The organism is Nitrospira sp. Nam74 (genome assembly GCF_965152615.1).
Genome location: NZ_OZ224220.1, coordinates 183,872 through 200,280, shown reverse-complemented (window position 1 = coordinate 200,280; position 16,409 = coordinate 183,872). Strand labels below are relative to the sequence as shown.

11 protein-coding genes and 1 pseudogene are annotated in these 16,409 nt (G+C 52.9%); 4 read left to right on the top strand and 8 right to left on the bottom strand.

Features of this window, described 5'->3' with window-relative positions; genetic code table 11:
* Window positions 1-245 precede the first annotated feature (245 nt).
* Entirely contained in the window at window positions 246-428 is a 183-nt protein-coding gene (locus tag ACWHYZ_RS01020) for a hypothetical protein (protein ID WP_447985448.1), read from the bottom strand.
* A 173-nt stretch (window positions 429-601) separates the two neighbouring features.
* On the opposite strand from ACWHYZ_RS01020, the gene ACWHYZ_RS01015 reads away from it, so the two are divergent.
* Together ACWHYZ_RS01015 and ACWHYZ_RS01010 are read left to right on the top strand one after the other, a co-directional pair.
* Entirely contained in the window at window positions 602-3,112 is a 2,511-nt protein-coding gene (locus ACWHYZ_RS01015; protein ID WP_447985447.1) for a site-specific DNA-methyltransferase, read from the top strand.
* Window positions 3,112-5,948, top strand: a pseudogene (locus tag ACWHYZ_RS01010) (BPTD_3080 family restriction endonuclease). Before ACWHYZ_RS01015 ends, ACWHYZ_RS01010 begins: the two are co-directional and overlap by 1 nt.
* A gap of 27 nt (window positions 5,949-5,975) precedes the next feature.
* Here ACWHYZ_RS01010 and ACWHYZ_RS01005 read toward each other — a convergent pair.
* From ACWHYZ_RS01005 to ACWHYZ_RS00990, 4 genes are read right to left on the bottom strand one after another with little or no spacing between them, the layout of a single operon-like run.
* Window positions 5,976-6,212, bottom strand: a complete 237-nt coding sequence (locus tag ACWHYZ_RS01005) for a DUF2188 domain-containing protein (RefSeq protein WP_447985446.1) — start codon at window positions 6,210-6,212, stop codon at window positions 5,976-5,978.
* Window positions 6,213-6,221: 9 nt separating this feature from the next.
* On the bottom strand, window positions 6,222-6,632 hold the full coding sequence (locus ACWHYZ_RS01000) for a DUF6527 family protein (RefSeq protein WP_447985445.1): 411 nt from the start codon (window positions 6,630-6,632) through the stop codon (window positions 6,222-6,224).
* Window positions 6,629-7,807 carry a ThiF family adenylyltransferase gene (locus ACWHYZ_RS00995; RefSeq protein WP_447985444.1) on the bottom strand — a complete coding sequence of 393 codons (1,179 nt, stop codon included), beginning with the start codon at window positions 7,805-7,807 and terminating at the stop codon, window positions 6,629-6,631. Before ACWHYZ_RS00995 ends, ACWHYZ_RS01000 begins: the two co-directional genes overlap by 4 nt.
* Window positions 7,782-8,036, bottom strand: coding sequence for a multiubiquitin domain-containing protein (locus ACWHYZ_RS00990; RefSeq protein WP_447985443.1), 255 nt, complete (start codon window positions 8,034-8,036; stop codon window positions 7,782-7,784). Before ACWHYZ_RS00990 ends, ACWHYZ_RS00995 begins: the two co-directional genes overlap by 26 nt.
* Window positions 8,037-8,162: 126 nt before the next feature.
* Between ACWHYZ_RS00990 and ACWHYZ_RS00985 the strand changes: the two genes are divergently transcribed.
* A complete protein-coding gene (locus tag ACWHYZ_RS00985; protein WP_447985442.1) occupies window positions 8,163-8,504 on the top strand; it encodes a helix-turn-helix domain-containing protein in 342 nt (113 codons plus the stop codon).
* Complete coding sequence (locus ACWHYZ_RS00980) at window positions 8,505-9,380, top strand: ImmA/IrrE family metallo-endopeptidase (protein ID WP_447985441.1); 876 nt, start codon at window positions 8,505-8,507, stop codon at window positions 9,378-9,380.
* A 1,091-nt stretch (window positions 9,381-10,471) separates the two neighbouring features.
* Here the strand turns inward: ACWHYZ_RS00980 and ACWHYZ_RS00975 are convergent.
* Genes ACWHYZ_RS00975 through ACWHYZ_RS00965 form a run of 3 tightly spaced genes read right to left on the bottom strand, consistent with a single transcriptional unit; the run spans window position 10,472 to window position 15,851 of the window.
* Window positions 10,472-11,968, bottom strand: coding sequence for a TniQ family protein (locus ACWHYZ_RS00975; RefSeq protein WP_447985440.1), 1,497 nt, complete (start codon window positions 11,966-11,968; stop codon window positions 10,472-10,474).
* Window positions 11,969-12,001: 33 nt separating this feature from the next.
* Window positions 12,002-13,177: an ATP-binding protein gene (locus tag ACWHYZ_RS00970; protein WP_447985439.1), complete on the bottom strand. Its 1,176-nt coding sequence runs from the start codon at window positions 13,175-13,177 to the stop codon at window positions 12,002-12,004.
* A 1-nt stretch (window position 13,178) separates the two neighbouring features.
* Window positions 13,179-15,851 carry a DDE-type integrase/transposase/recombinase gene (locus ACWHYZ_RS00965; protein WP_447985438.1) on the bottom strand — a complete coding sequence of 891 codons (2,673 nt, stop codon included), beginning with the start codon at window positions 15,849-15,851 and terminating at the stop codon, window positions 13,179-13,181.
* Window positions 15,852-16,409 lie beyond the last annotated feature (558 nt).

Below are 16,409 nucleotides of genomic sequence, written 5' to 3'. Positions count from 1 at the left end.
CGACCCTGAAGGGTTGGTGTCTCCCCATTGCACATTTGCCAAGCCGACCTTCACTGCTTCAGTGCCGTCAGGCATAAAGATGTGTAATCGCACGTAATCACCGGGCGACCGCGTGATTCGGCTTTCGACAGCACAACTCGAAACGCCAAGATCGACAACCACCCCTTCCCCGATAAACTTCATCCGAGGCAAACATCACAGGCAAGGGAGCGGTAGGCGAAGGCGTCGCCGTGTGTCCATATTAGTTAATGTGTCGTTTTCCCGTGGGCCGCGCCGAGCCGATTTCCTTCCGCAATGACTACATCGGCCTTTTGCAAGAGGTTTATCGCTACGATGACGGACGACAAGAAAACCCACGTCAACGCCCGCGTGCAATAGGAACTCAAGTCCTTCGCTTCGCTCGCATGTGGTTCCCCAACAAGGAGCATGGTTTTCTCGATCAAGAGGCTATGCGGGAGCGGCTTAGTTGGGCCGTTTCCTGTGCCAAGATTCAGCCGCTCACACAAATATCTAGCAAAACGGTGCGGTTTTACGTTATCTTCCAAAAAATCACTATATAGTTTTACCGCAGTATTCGTACATCACCGGAGAGAACGGCAATATGGGCCGTCGAGGAACCACGGACACCAAACGGAAGATCGAAACTTATACACATAGTGGGAAAAAACGAGCGAACAATCCTCCCGTAGGTCTCGTCACGCCGGACACGGACAAGGACGGCATCAAGAAAACATATGCACATGATCCTCACCTTGATCCATCCTTGCAGTGGGCAGGAAAATGTGCACACACTTCATTTGACATCCCCACCGTATCTCTGCACGTTCACGAACGCATCGATCCCCGGTCCATCATTGAAGCAGTCAGAAAGAAGAACGGACTCAACTTCGTCCAAGGATCGCTTTTTGCCAGTCTTGAAGAAAACCCACCCCTTCGGGAAGCAATAGAGTTTTACAAACATGCCCACAATTGGTCGAACCGTCTGATCGCAGGCGACAGCCTCCTTGTCATGAATTCACTGCTCGAAAAGGAAGGCATGGCTGGCAAAGTGCAAATGGTCTATATCGATCCACCTTACGGCATAACGTACGGATCGAATTTCCAGCCCTTTGTGAACAACCGGACTGTCAAGGACGGGAAGGACGAGGACCTCACTGCTGAGCCCGAAACAATCAAGGCATTCCGCGATACATGGGAGCTCGGTGTTCACTCCTATCTAACTTATCTTCGCGATCGTCTTCTCGTGGCACGCAACCTCCTCAACGAAACAGGCAGTTGTTTCGTTCAGATAGGAGACGAGAACTCACATCTAGTCCGCGCAATTATGGATGAAGTGTTTGGGGTCGAGAATTTCATTTCCCACATTTTCTTTGTAAAGGCAGGCGCTCTAGGAGCCAACCTTTTGCCTCGAAGAACTGACAATCTTCTCTTCTATGCAAAAGACGCTAAGAACATGAAGTTCAGGCAGCTCTTTAAAGAAAAGCACTTTTCTGATGATCCAGGGAGCTACACCCTCGTTGAAATGCCCGACGGATCAATCAGGCAGCTATCCCAGTTCGATCCTGCCGACATGCCGAAGGGAGCTCGTCCGTTTCGCTATGTGATTCTTACAAAGCCAGGACCAGGCGCACGCTACGACGTTGAGCTTGAAGGCCGGGTATTTAACGCTGGAAATCGTTGGTGGGGTTTCCCCAAAGAAAGCCTAGAGAAGCTCATACATAAAGGAAGAGTCTCCCGCCAAGGAAACAGCCTTGCAGGTATCCGCTATTTCGACGATTTCGCCGCCGAAGAGATTTCTAACGTCTGGACCGATACCGCCACAGGGAGCGGCATGGGAAAAGTCTACGTCGTGCAGACTGCGACGAAGGTAGTTCAAAGGTGCATTTTAATGACCACCGATCCGGGAGATTTGGTGCTCGACATTACATGCGGTAGCGGCACGACTGCCGCAGTCGCAGAGCAATGGGGAAGGCGTTGGATCACGTGCGACACGTCCCGTGTAGCCTTGACAATAGCGAAACAGCGAATGATGACTTCTGCATTCGACTATTATCGGCTCGCTCGGCCAGCAGAAGGCATAGGAAGCGGGTTCCTTTATAAATCGCTACCTCATGTAACCCTCAAAAATATTGCTAACGACGAACCGCCGGATCAAGAAACCTTGTACGATCAGCCTCTCACTGAGCGGACCAAAATCCGCGTCACTGGACCTTTTACGGTCGAAGCGGTGCCAGCTCCTTACGTCAAACCCATTGACGACATCGATAACACTGTTCTTTCGGAACCAGATGTATCCGTGACCCGTTCCGGCGAGACCATCCGCCAGGACGAATGGAGACAGGAATTGTTAAAGACTGGTATTCGTCTCAAAGGCGGGCAGCGCATACAATTCTCGCGCGCCGAGCCTCTTCCTGGTACACGATGGATTCATGCCGATGCCGAAACCAAAGATACAAAACCGGAGCGCGTCGCCATAGTTTTTGGTCCCCAGCATGCTCCTCTTGAACAACGCCACGTCGCGCTCGCCATTGAAGAGGCTCAAGCCCTTGTTCCCAAGCCCAAGAAAGTTGTTTTTGCAGCGTTCCAGTTTGATCCGGAAGCCGCCAAGGACATCGACGAGCTCAACTGGCCTGGAGTCACTCTCCTCAAAGTCCAAATGAATGCCGACCTTCTCACGGAGGACCTCAAGAAACAGCGTTCTAGCAACGAAAGCTTTTGGTATATCGGCCGCCCTGACATCGAAGTTGAGAACATCAAAAAAGGCGACGACAAAGGAAAGTACCGCGTCAGCGTCCTTGGGTTCGACTACTACGATACTCGATCCGGAAAAATTGAATCTGGCGGCAAAGAGAAAATCGCCATGTGGCTACTTGATACAGACTACGACGGCCGTAGCCTGTTTCCCACCCAAGTCTTTTTCCCACTGGCTGCCGAGAAGGAAGGCTGGTCAAAACTTGCCAGGAATCTCAAATGCGAGATTGATGAAGGCCTCATCGCATCCTATCGCGGGACCGTGTCGCTACCCTTCGACAAAGGCAAGCACGGCCGCGTTGCCGTGAAGGTCATCGATGACCGCGGCATTGAAAGCCTCCGCATCGAGGCCCTCGACTGATGGAACAGAAAACCATTGACCGTCTCATCATCAACTCGCCCTATGAGGAGCCTCAACGCTATTGGCGCTACAACCGTGAGAATCGTACATTCACCTTAGTTGAAGAAGACCGTCGACCTGCCGGCTACGTGGTCGCTTCCGAAGGCTCGAAATCCTTTGATGATCCCGGAATCTTCGTTGAAATCCCGCTCGTCAACAAGATCCGCCCACGTGTGAAATCATGGCGCAAGGATGGCTATCCCGGCGTCACAAGCATTACCAAGCGCCTCCTAGAACATTGGCGCAATCCTGAAGAGTTTGAGACCAGACGTTTTTTCTTTTGCCAACTTGAAGCCGTTGAAACTCTTATCTGGCTTGCCGAAGGGCCAGAGCATGACAAAGTCGGCATCGAAGTCCCATCTGATGGCGGGGAGTTCAAACGCCTCTGCGCCAAAATGGCGACCGGGTCCGGCAAGACCATTGTCATGGCTATGGTGATCGCTTGGCACCTCCTTAATAAGGTCACGTATCCTCAAGACACGCGCTTTTCAAAGAACGTTTTGGTTATCGCTCCCGGCCTCACCGTCAGAAGCCGCCTAGCAGTCTTAGAACCGTCTCACCCTGCTAATTACTATTCGGCCTTCAACATTGTCCCGTCCACTCTACTCGACAAGCTACGGCAGGGCAAAGTCCTCATTAGGAACTGGCATGCTCTCAACTGGGTGACAGAAGAAAAAATCAAAAAGAGACGCAGCGTTGATAAACGTGGTCCAAAAAGCGATGAAGCTTATGTCCGCGAGGTCCTGGGCGACATGGCTTCCTCCCGTAACGTTCTTATCATTAACGATGAAGCGCACCATGCCTGGCGCGTTCCGGCAGAATCCAAAATTAAGGGCGTTGCCAAGGAGGATATCGAAGAGGCGACCAAATGGATTGGCGGGCTCGATCGGATCAACAAGGCTCGCGGCGTCCTGACTTGTTATGATTTTTCTGCAACACCCTTTGCCCCTTCCGGCAAGAAAAGCTCTGAAGAAGCTCTCTTCTCGTGGATCATAAGTGACTTTGGGCTGAACGATGCTATCGAGGCAGGCCTGGTCAAAACTCCCCGTGTTGTTATCCGTGACGATGCTATCCCGGACGCCCGCACATATAAACGCGCCTCTATCACATCTACAATGATGATGAGGTAAAGTACGACTTAACACGAAAGGCCGATCCTCAAGATCCGCTGCCAGACCTCGTGCTGAACGCCTATCATCTTCTCGGTTTTGACTGGCAGGAAACAGCCAAGGTCTGGAAAAAGGCAGGGTTCAAAACGCCACCGGTTATGATTTCCGTAGCAAATCGTACCGAAACCGCGGCACGGATCAAGCACGCCTTTGATCGAAGCAAAATTCACATCGAGGTGCTGTGCGATCCCGATCGCACGCTCCATATCGATTCCAAAGTGCTCGATGAGGCGGAATCCGCTGACGAACCAATCACCACAGCCGCAACAGAAGAAGACAACGGCAACGGGAATGGCAATGGTGACTCTGATCCCGACGAGGGAACGAAGCCAAAGCTCACAAAAAAACAACAGGCAGAGCTTCTACGCCTTAAAGTCGATACGGTTGGGAAACTGAACCAGCCTGGCGAGCAGATTCAGAATGTAATTTCCGTCGGTATGCTGTCAGAAGGTTGGGATGCAAAAACCGTCACCCACATTATGGGCCTTCGTGCCTTCACCAGCCAGCTCCTGTGCGAACAGGTCGTGGGCCGCGGCCTGCGCCGTACATCATACGAGCTTGATCCCAAGACCGGCCTCTTTGAACCGGAATACGTCAATATTTTCGGCGTCCCATTCACTTTCCTCCCGCACGAATCCACCGAAGGAGCGATCGCGAAACCGCCGAAACCAAAAACTGCCATCGAGCCAGACCCGACAAAAGCAACCTTCGAGATCAATTGGCCAAATGTCATTCGGATAGAACACGTTTACCATCCAACCCTTTCCCTGAATTGGTCGCAGGTGAAGCCGCTTGTACTCAATGCCTCCCTTACGCCGAAGATCGCAGAGCTCGCCCCGATTGTCGAAGGAAAGCCGAACGTATCAAAGATCGCGCATATCGACCTCGAACGTCTCGCGCAGGAATTCCGATTCCAGCGCATCGCCTTCACGGCCGCGCGTGATGTCTTCGATCAAATGCAAAAGGACTGGAAAGGCAGCAAGGAAGCGCTCTTAGCCCAACTCGTCAAACTTGTCGAACAATTCATCAAAGCGGGTAAGATCACGATCGCGCCCGCCCTTTTCAATCAGGACTTGCTCAAACGGCGGCTCATCATCACTCTCAACATGACCAAGGTCGTTCAGCACATTTGGGACGCCATCCGCTTCGAGAACACTGAGCATCTCGAACCGCTCTTTGACCGTGACCGGCCTATCCGATCGACGGCGGATGTGGGCACATGGTACACAGGCAAGCCCTGTGAACGCGCCAAACGCAGCCACATCAACTTCTGCGTCTATGACAGCACATGGGAATCCACGGAATCTTACGAGCTCGACAAGAATCCCGCCGTTGCCGCCTGGGTGAAAAACGATCACCTCGGATTTGAGATTCTCTATGTGTATCGCGGCGTCGTCAGGAAATATCGACCGGACTTTCTTATCCGGCTCGCATCAGGGAAGTATCTGGTCCTCGAAACAAAGGGACAGGATACAGAACAGGATCAGGTCAAAAGACGCTTCCTCGACGAATGGGCAAGAGCCGTGAATGCACATGGCGCCTTCGGCCACTGGTCCTGGGCTCTCTCTAAAAACCCCTCGGACTTGCCGGACCTCCTTGGCCGCTATAAGCGGGCGATTGCGTCTTAAATCCTTGAGGTTGAACGCACTGAAATTCTAGTGCTTCCTATCCTTCGGCGGATTGGGATCATTCCCATAGGTTTCACTGTCTCTGATGGTCCCGTCCTTTCGATGAATGACGACCTCCAGACCATCTTTCTTGGCCACTCCTACTGCCCTATTGACGGCCGCGTTCTGCGTCCTATGCGTCGAGCTGACCCGGTCGGCGCCCTCTTTTCTCGTTGCCCAGCCGTCCTCGTGTGGCACGACATGGATATCTCGCTTTTCCGACATACGACCTCCTTATTGCTTAAACCACCACTTCCTTACTCTCTCCCAAAAACTTTCAGACGGAACCGGGCTCTCCCCGCCGCTGAAATATTGATCCTTCACCGCTCTCTCGTAAGCCCTTCCCGCATCGATCTCCTTCCTTGACCACCGAGCAGCCCATACGACCCTGTTTCGTTTAATCCAGTAGTGCGACTCGCACTCGAAACTCCAATTTCCTATCGATGGATAAAGCGAAACCGCCTCCCCATCGAACGCCAACTGCCAATCTGTAGGCCCGATCGGCGTGATGACTTCCTTTCCGCATCCGCAGCAACATTTATGAGCGGCCGTCCCGAAGGCCGTGCACACATAGAGCGTCCCCTCCTTCAGCTCGCTGGGAATGTATTCGACGAATTCATGCTTCAGGACGCTCCTTCGCTTCATGGCCGATCGTCATTCGTGATGATGTTGCCGTCAATCGTATAGGTACTGTTGTGCTCGTTTTCAAGATCGAGGTAGAAGCCTGACAGCTTTTTCCATTTGATGACGGCTAAGGCGGCGTTCAGCGCATTGAGGTCCGCAATCTGGATATTCCGAGAATAGTTATCATTGATATCACCTTCCGTAGAAGACACCCGTTTCTGAACATGCCCGCGTTGCTTGGCTGTACTCGTCGTGACGCGCAGGATTCCGCCCAGGCTACCATCTACGAGTTCAACTCCCATGCCAACATCTACAAAGCCAATCCCGAATTCTTCGAGTTTCTCGATGATGAGCCGCTTCACACCTCCCCCATCGATACACAGGAACACAAAATCCATATCCCGCAGCTCCTCAGCGGTCGAAGCGTCGATATGGTATTCGTGCGCCATTATTCCGCGCCGCATTGTCGCGTAGCGATCCCTGAAGTACATCACCTTCTTCTGTGCTTGTTGCAGTTCCTCGATCGATGGAGCTCCCGGCGACCTGAAGGCGTTATGCTGCAAGAAGGTGTCTCCATCAAAGAGATGAATTTCTCCGACTGGGGTTTTCGCGACAAAGTCCAAAACATACGACCCTGTCCCCCCCAAGCCCACGATTGCGATTTTCCGCAGCTCAAGCTTCATCGTCACCATGTTGATCCCGGCTCGACTTGAGGCCGTATCGATGTAGTTGAACACCGACTCGCCTTCCTCTGACCGAATAACAGGAAACGTTTGGGCTTTCACGTCCGGATCGATCGCCTCCGCAGGACCAGAAAGAATCGCGGCATACGTCGTCATCTTGTCGTAATAGTCGGTGTAGCCGCCGCTCAATGGCTTGGCCGAGAAAGAATGCTGAACCACAAGGCCTTCCGCTAGCTGCTGCGGGCCACTGTTGTGCCGCATTTTCCCGAGTTCCGATCCGTCCTTGTTACATGGATACTCGCCGGCGAAATAGGCCACATGCGTGCCGGGCGTCGTGGTCACGTCCCCTGCAAGAGTCAGTTCTGAAACGAGAATGCCACGCTTGATTTGTCTCGCAGCGGTCACATAGGGGACGTTCCCCAGCAGGAGAAAGCCGGCCTTCAGTTGAACGTCATATCCCTCGTCCCGCAGCCGTTTCAGATCGGGGCTACGATTTATTCGTTGTTGTGACATTGAAGATCATCCCCTCCTTGATCTTGACTGTCTCCCCTTCCACCAGGGTTCCTTCGGGCTTGTTCCCTTCGCCCTTTCGATAGGTAATTGTGAACGCGACGTTCTCACCCGTCGGCGGGTTGTCGAAGGCCAATCCCACGATCTGAGCGTAGGACAGTTCCTTCCCCGTCATGACCTTGGGGCGACCATTCACGATGATGTTGAACTCCTTCTCATGATCTGCTTTCATACGATCCTCCTTGCTTATAGTGAAATAGTCATCTACAATGTGACGAATCCGTCAACTCGTGGCCCAAATAAAAGACCCTTCGCGGGTCTTTGCCGAAATCGTCACTTATTACTATACGGAATCGTCATGAAACAGTCAAGTCCATCCGATATGTTCCCCGACCGGCTGCGTACAGCAAGAGAATACCGTGGTCTTAGTCAAGGCGAGCTTGCGAAACAAGCCAAACTTCAACCTTCCGCCATCTCCCACTTTGAGACTGGTGCTCGTAAGCCGTCGTTCGACAATTTGAGGCTTCTCGCGGACACACTTGATGTGACGACCGACTACCTTCTCGGCCGGGTGGAAGGCTTCACGGCACTAGCGCAAGCTGACAAACTCCACCGGCATTACAATGCACTCCACTCCGATGATCGAAAATTTGCCGATGAGCTGATCGAGTTGCTCGCAAAGAAAGCACGCGGGGAATAGATGGCAAAGAATGGTGAATTCCGCTTCGCGACAGGGGCTGCCGAGCAGCTTATTCGCGATTTAGGCATCACAACCCTGCCCATCGATCCATTCGCCATAGCGCGGAACCGTAAAATCGAAGTCTGCCCCAAACCATCATCCAGTGCGGGCGTTTCTGGAATGCTCATCCGCGTTGGAAACTCCTTTGCCATCGGCTATGCCACCCATATCGATAACATTCCATTTCAGAGATTCAGTGTCAGCCACGAACTCGGTCACTACTTCCTTCCAGGACATACTGACGCCGTACTGGGCGACAGCGACGTACATGAATCACACGCCGGATTTACATCATCAAACCGGTACGAAATAGAAGCAGATCACTTCGCTGCCGGCCTACTCATGCCCAACCAACTTTTTCTCCCGGCGCTTTGCCGCGCCGGCACAGGCTTGGCCGCCATCGAATGTCTGGCGGGTTCCTGCACCACATCCCTGCTCGCGACGGCCATTCGCGTTATTGAATGCACGACTGGCCCGATGGCTATTGTCGTCAGCACGGCTAACAAGATCGATTATTGCTGTATGTCGGAGACCTTTAAAGATATCGACGGCATCACATGGCTTAGAAAAAACCAGCCCGTACCGCGCACCACACCGACATTCCAATTCAACCTGGAGCCCACAAAGGTTCAACGCGGTGCACGCACCCAAGGCATATCCAATCTTCAGGAATGGTGCAGCAGCGACCGCAGCATTGCAATAACCGAAGACGTGATCGGCCTTGGCACCTATGGCAAAACGCTCACTGTCCTCTACGACATCGATTTGCTTGACGAAGAAGAGGAAGACGAAGAGGACTCGCTCATCGAATCCTGGACACCTCGTTTCCGCCATTAAGCCATCCGGTCCTAAAAATGTGCTGCTGATTGTCAGTCGTCCATCAATGGTTAATCAAAGTTGCATCTCATCGAGATGTCTGTCGGTTTCTCAGGTAGGTGGCGAGCAAGACATGGGTAGCGTGCCGAACCTGCGTCATCGGTAGTGACGATCAAAACATTCGAGTGGACGTCCGTGCCAAGAATGAACATGACCACGAATCCATAAGCCATACCGGAAAACGTCCAGTCTCGATCAACAGACCGCGAGGTAATTCGCACACCGTGGACGGAAGCACCCTTTGCCGAAACATAGGCGCTCTCTAAACGATGATGTCGCTTGCTGTCGTGCCTGAATGGTCGCCATTGTATTCGTGACTTTGATTGGTCGGAGGCACCTCTCTCGCCGTTCTCCTCAACAATCCCACCAGGATTGAATGATGACATCGAAGGGAACGCTAGGCCACCAGGCAACATGTTGCCTTCGAGAAGTGAGTCAGGGGAGCTTTGGAGTAGAACATCTGGCTGGTTAAAATATCCAGGTCAGGCGCTTATCGCGCAGGCAGGAATGGGATGTAAAGCACGATAAATGGCGTTGTCGTTCGAGCAATAAAACCTCGTGATGAAGAAAAACGCGGTTCTCAGTAAGCAACAATCTGTTAATAAATGATAGCCTCCTTTCTTGTACCTACCTCCCTGGAAACTCAATCTACATGTCTGAGCATCCTCCTCCATCTGAGGAGGACGGACTAGGTGACGAAGAGTCGCTGGACGAATCAGAGCTACAAGCCGAGTGGGATCCCGAAGATCCCTCGCTACGAGACGGACAGACCGGTACACTTGGCAGACAACCCGGCCCCAGTATGTCTGAACTTGCGTCCGGTTTTTTAGCTCGCCGTCTTACCTAAGGATTGACGCCAGCAGTGTTGGGCGATCCTGTCAATTTGTTCCACTAGTCTTTTAGCTATCCCATGGCGTTGTGATTGCTGATAGTTAAAAGAAACCTTGTCCATAGATCACGCAATATCCCATGCTTCATCATAGGCAAGGAGAGACTACCCTATCGATCGCATACCCACCATCCTGTTCAAGAGATAGCATTACCAAGCTTTGTCATGGCTTCCCATCATTGAGTCTCTTTCTTAAATTTTCCATTGATGCACGGCGCATATAGGTCTTAATCGCCGAGGCAATCTGGGATGACGGCCGGCCAGGATGCGAACTTTGGGGGCTATTCCTCAGTTCAAACATGTGTTTGCGGATCACATCTTTATAAATCTCAATTGCGCCACCGTTCCTTGGGTGGCTTATGGAAGGCGCGCATTGACGAATCCTGTTCCACGTGGGACTCAATCCTTCACTGAGAAGCCTCGGAATGGCCCGCTCGATTTCTTGTCTTTGCAAGGCTCGGCGATTGGCTCCTTGTCGCCGTTTCCAATCGTCATATCGCTTTACAATTTCAGCACAATGCACCGGACAGTTTGCACGCAACGTCGTAGTCGATTTGCGCAGGCGTCCGGCTACCTGCGAAAGAGACAGAGGGCATAAATCCCACTCTTTGAGAATGGTATCCAATTGCGCGGTGAGCTTATCCTTGTTGATCATCAGCCGCCGGAAAGGAGATGGCTCAACAATCGGTGGTCCACCAGTGAGTATTCGGCTTCGGAGTGCGGCACCTACTGCAGCCGGATCTTGTAAGAGGGTCAGAGGTGAGGTCTGTAAATTCACGCTAAGACGCAGTAGCGACGCGCAACGAGGCTTCTTACATCCCAGCATCCAACTCCTTAATTCGTTGAGGGTCATGCCCAGTTCGCTGGAGAAGTGTTGAAAATTCGGGATGTCCGAGTGATCTTGACATTTGTCGATGGCGGATTTGAGACATTTCGTCGTCAGGGGCTGCATTATGGAAGGGGCGGCCTGAAGGAAATTTCCCATCGCACGGGCGAACAATACGTCTCGCTCTAAGACCTTCTCTTCGTTTTGTTCGATATCCTGTCCGAGCCACGCTCCACATGAGTTGCAAAATCCGATTTGGGCATTCGAACTAATGATTGGAAGTTTTTTGTTGCAACTCGGACACTGACTTTGCAGTGGGATGCGATGAACCATGCAGACCGTCACAGCCTCGCACGACCATAGCAAGGGCTCATAGAAAGTCTGCTTTGATTGGTTCCATTGCTCCAAACATGCCGGGCACCAGGCACGATCATCGCGCATGAGATGCCGGGAATCGAATAGGTCTTGCCACGGGAGCAGCGTGCAGAAGCGCAAGTCCGTTCGGCCGGTCAATTGTTCGAGCGCTCGACACCACCGCTCGGCTTCTGGGCTGAACCCATTGATGCGTGCACCGATGCGCCGGGCGAGCGGTTGCATCAACTGGGAGTCAGTCGGAAACCCTGGGACGATTTGCCTCATGACGAGCCGTCTTACTGAAAGGGCATGCGCATCGGCGAGACGGGTCACATAACTAGCGAGACTTTCAACCTCCGGTGTGCCGACGCCAAGAGGGGCGAAGCCATACAGGCGACTTCGTGGTGGCATCGCGAAGGGCTCGACGTCCCAAACGGGATAGTCATCGTACAGATGATTTGGTTGTGGAAAGGTATCCATGTTCGATTTCCTTTTAGGTAACTGATATTGAAGTTAGGTAACCGATACTGAAGCCGTAGTAGGCATACCGACCGGATCTCGACTGGGCTTACGTTGACCGGGCAGCCGTCGCTGCCGAGGCTTCTTTGGCAGGACTGCTTCGGATTGGGCCGGGGTGGCTGAAGTTGGCGTCGAATACCCGGGGAAGGAAAGCATTTGGCGAAGGGTGTCACCGCTCACTGCCTCCTCTTCACGCAGGATTTGTTCACCCTGAAGGATCTCATCGATAATGTTCTGCATTTCGTCGGCCGGCTTCGCCGTCTCATGAAGATCCTTGGGTAGGATCGTCGGGCGGTTCTCATGCACCGCAAGGGCCATGGCCCGCACCACCCATTCTTTTAAGATCCCGATACAACCGGCTGAACGCTCGTACAGGAAATCCGACATCTGCAGCAGCTGCGGAGGTTCGTGAAGAGGCAGCCTTTGCAAAAGCGTGAACACCGTATTGTGAAACGCCTGAAGGTCCTCGGATCGATCCGCATGATAGCGACCGAGATGAATGCGTTGCGTGCGCCGGCTTAGCTGAGCACTTTTTTTCGAGAGATGCAGAACATCATACGTGCCGACCAGCAGCGTGATCGTTTCAGACAAAGAGGCAAAGGATTTGACACAATCCATTTGCGCGCGCGGTCCAATCGCGTGCCTGGCGAGGTGGCCCGCTTCGTCGATCAGTGCTACGCGCACCCGACGTTCTTTCAGACATCGCTCCAATACCCTGCGTAAATATGCGCAGCTTCCACCTGGAGGCGGTCCTGCGCCAATAGGTTTTCTATGGATCTTGGCCTTCACATCCATCTTTTCATCAACCTGGGGTTCCCAGGCCGCTTCCAAGAATCGGCTATAAAAGTCCTTCCAATCGAAAGGCCGTCCGTTCTTTGCTGCTTCAACGGAAATGACAGGGATGTAAGTCAGGTCCTTCACCATGGCCTTGAACGCTGCCTTGAGAAGCTCCCTCGTAATCCTGGCGGATAGGGTTGACTTGCCGGCGCCTGTGGGCCCGTAGACGGTAATGATCTGTCCCGGTTTCCCATATGTCAGGTATCGCCAAATTTGCTCATATGCGGCGGTCAGTTTTGGATGTCCTACTACAATGCGATCGGCGTAGCGGACACGTTCTAGCCTTGAGGCGGTCAGCAGTTTCGGGGGAAAGGGAGGGGTAGATGTCGACATGTTAGAAGTCTCCATATGTGGTGAGGGTTGAAGGATCCGGGAGAAGTGGCACACGCGAAACGATAAGCGACTGAACTTCTTCGGCACGCGGCCCCTGCGCGGCGGGGCCATCGATCAAGAGGGGTGTGGACGTCCCCTCTAAGCGGTTCAGAGCGTTTGCCTGTTCACGATCTTTCTTGACTTGAAGTGCGTGGGCCTGACTTTTCGTCGTCTTTTGGAATTCCCTAGCGAGAATGGCGCTATTGATCTCAGATATGTTATGGCCGAGTCGCCGAAGCTGTCTGAGTTCGGCCGAAACGAGTTCGCGTTCTCGTTCCGTATGGCCCCGCAGCATAAGATAGTGAGAAGAGAGGCATTCAACCCATCGCTTGTTGACGAACGCGTAGATATGGCCGATGTCAAACGGGTCTCGTCGGACGGTGGTGGCGCCCTCGACCTGGGGATCGGACAGCGCAGGAGCGGAATACCAGATCTGATTCACTTTAATACCTTGTCCAGGCACAACTTTACGGACCGCACACGGGGGAAGTGTGAGGATGCGAAACGTTTCGTCATATGCGCATCGTCGATGTGTGCGAAAGCCGGTCAATTCAAGCGTGCGCTCGAAGAGGTCACGAGGCGCGGTTCCTAACGTGCTGTGGGGCATCGTGTCATAGGTGTCATACGCCCAGTGCTGTAATTCGTCATAGAGTCCAACCAAATGCCAAACGGCCAAATTGCACGGATTCAGCTTCTTGGTCAGTTGTCGGGGAATTTTAGTCAACTTTGTGTTGCCGATGAGGCGGTGAAAAAGTTGAGAGTTCGCCGTCCCGAAAATGCGTTCGATGACGGACCCAAAACGAGGCTTCGCAGGCGGGCGTGTTTTTTGGGTGATTTTGAATATATTCAGAAACGTTTCGTAGTAGATGCTATGGAATTCCTTTCCACCGTCAGTGATGATCGTGTGCGGGCGACGGCCAAAGCGACGCACCATGATGCGCAAGACCATCATCACCGATGCACAACTGGGGGGATCGAAAGAGAGGTAGATCGCGAGGATCCGCCGCGAGAACGCACACATAGCGAGTGTCAACCAAGGCCGGCCCAAAAATTCGCCGGTTACTGAGCAGACCAACATCACGTCCACCAAGGTATGGTCAATGTGGACGATTTCGAAAGGGCGATCGCCGTGGATGGGCGTGTCGTAAAACAGATGAAGGGGCAGCTCGAATTGGTACGCGGCCTTGTCTCCCTTCTGCTTACGAACAACGTCAACCCGAGGCAGACGCGCAATTTCCCGGCTGAAAGTACGAGAACTCGGGACGGGGATCTTCCGCTCGTCACAGGCGTTCTTCAAATGCCCATACGCTAATGTCTTGTTGTCTCCCTCGGGGGTCACATGGTAGGTGCTCGCGACTTCATGCATCAGCTCAATAACTGCCTCGGAGAGTTTGCGCCGCCGATTGCCGCGCTCGCTGGTTCGGGGAATGAGCGCCTGAAACCCACATCCCGATACCTGCTCGGCGTGCCGATATTTAGCTTTCCATCGGCGATACGTCCGTGATGGGACATGGCCTGTTACGGCTGCCATTCCTCTGAGCTGAAAGACAGCTGCATACCGCCGATTCGCTACCGTAAGGTCTTCCGGTCTCGCCTTCGCGAGACGATGATCAAAGGCCGTACCGAAGTTTTGCGCCGGGGCAGGAAGCTGAATGTTCCCATTCTTGAGCAGACGCTCATATTCATCCGTACGTAACTGAAGACTCCGTCCATCACCCAGAAGCGTGATGTGGTCTGAGTGAGTCGCAACGACGGACCAACTCTTGCCTTCCCAGCGCAGCATGTTCTCCTGCACGTCGGCTTCAATAAACGCTGACAACTCCTGAGGGACAGTTACCGTTTGCAGGACAATGTTGTGAGCCTCACCTGTCACGTGGCTTTCATAGAGCTGGACACGATCAAATTCAGCCAAGGGGATGCGATGAAGATCCGCCCACACCTGGCCACACGCGATCAAGCCATACAGTGTGTCGATTTCCTTCCGGTCGAGGCGAGGGAGCATGTCGCGCAACGTGATTCCAACCTTGGCCCTGACGAGGTCTTGAATTTTCTTCTGTGCTCCCTCTGAGAGCCATCCCTCCTCGCTGAGGTAGTCTTCGAGAAATGTGATGTTCCGATCCAGAACGGGGTTGAGATCGGCACTGGATACCACTTCGAATCGCATCCCAAACTGCGCGGCGTAGGCCTCCCCTGGAGGGCAACGCCATTTCCCGTCTGCGTCCTTCAGATACAGATCCGGTTTGTCTTGGGACAGGCGTTGGAGCTCTTCCTCTTTTTTGCACTCTACGAACACCGCGCCATCGTCCCGGAGGCTGACATAATCGACGGCGGTCATCCAGGCGCGCGGCCGACCTTGGGCATCAGTCCGCATGAGTTTGATCAGAACTTGATCTCGATATCCCCGAACACGGGTGTCATACTCCATCAAAATAAGGAATCGTTTTTCGACCTTGTGGCTCTCAAACTGAATCGAAACGCCGTTTTTCCGGCTGGGATATCGGCCACAGACGTTGCCTCGTCCACTTGCGACGCGACGCGCGGGAGGAGAGCACCACACCGTGCGAATCAAAGCCTTGGCTTCGTCGGAAAGACTGACGCACTGAAAATAGTCTTCTAGCTGTTTCTCTGGGTCCATTGTTTTCCTCAATTGTTCATATGCGGTTGGCCGAATTGGCCTGGTGAAATGGTCAGTGTGTGATGGTTAATCAATCATGATTGGATCCTCCTTTATGAGCTGTGATCAGCGGAAAGGAAGTGAACATTCCTGACTCACGTGCCTTACACGCACCAGACATCAGCAAAGCGGGTTCCATAAAATGTGTTCCTCCTCCGTGACTAGTGCATTGACACGACGCTTCATAGCTTTCCTGCCCTATTTCTTGTGCGCCATTGCGAATCGCCAACTTTTTTGTATCCCTGGCTGCGAGTCATTACGGCCTCCCACGAAGACGGACGGTATCTCTCTATGAGCATTTCTTGACGGGAAGTGCATATCGGCAGCTTTTGTTTCACGTCATGTCACAGAGGGCGTAGTGCCCACTTCTCGCTAGTGCTTCTTGGGGCAGGCCGAAAATCGACAACTTTTATTTTGAGCACGTAAAAGTACCGGCAGAGAGTGTTAAGCCTGCACTTCGCTTGAGAAGAACGGATGACGATTCGGACGGCCCGATTGGCAGGCTGAGTCAATGGATGT

Coding starts and splice junctions, on each gene's coding strand:
- ACWHYZ_RS01020 (WP_447985448.1), bottom strand. CDS start 428: ATGCTCCTTGTTGGGGAACCACATGCGAGCGAAGCGAAGGACTTGAGT.
- ACWHYZ_RS01015 (WP_447985447.1), top strand. CDS start 602: ATGGGCCGTCGAGGAACCACGGACACCAAACGGAAGATCGAAACTTAT.
- ACWHYZ_RS01005 (WP_447985446.1), bottom strand. CDS start 6,212: ATGTCGGAAAAGCGAGATATCCATGTCGTGCCACACGAGGACGGCTGG.
- ACWHYZ_RS01000 (WP_447985445.1), bottom strand. CDS start 6,632: ATGAAGCGAAGGAGCGTCCTGAAGCATGAATTCGTCGAATACATTCCC.
- ACWHYZ_RS00995 (WP_447985444.1), bottom strand. CDS start 7,807: ATGTCACAACAACGAATAAATCGTAGCCCCGATCTGAAACGGCTGCGG.
- ACWHYZ_RS00990 (WP_447985443.1), bottom strand. CDS start 8,036: ATGAAAGCAGATCATGAGAAGGAGTTCAACATCATCGTGAATGGTCGC.
- ACWHYZ_RS00985 (WP_447985442.1), top strand. CDS start 8,163: ATGAAACAGTCAAGTCCATCCGATATGTTCCCCGACCGGCTGCGTACA.
- ACWHYZ_RS00980 (WP_447985441.1), top strand. CDS start 8,505: ATGGCAAAGAATGGTGAATTCCGCTTCGCGACAGGGGCTGCCGAGCAG.
- ACWHYZ_RS00975 (WP_447985440.1), bottom strand. CDS start 11,968: ATGGATACCTTTCCACAACCAAATCATCTGTACGATGACTATCCCGTT.
- ACWHYZ_RS00970 (WP_447985439.1), bottom strand. CDS start 13,177: ATGTCGACATCTACCCCTCCCTTTCCCCCGAAACTGCTGACCGCCTCA.
- ACWHYZ_RS00965 (WP_447985438.1), bottom strand. CDS start 15,851: ATGGACCCAGAGAAACAGCTAGAAGACTATTTTCAGTGCGTCAGTCTT.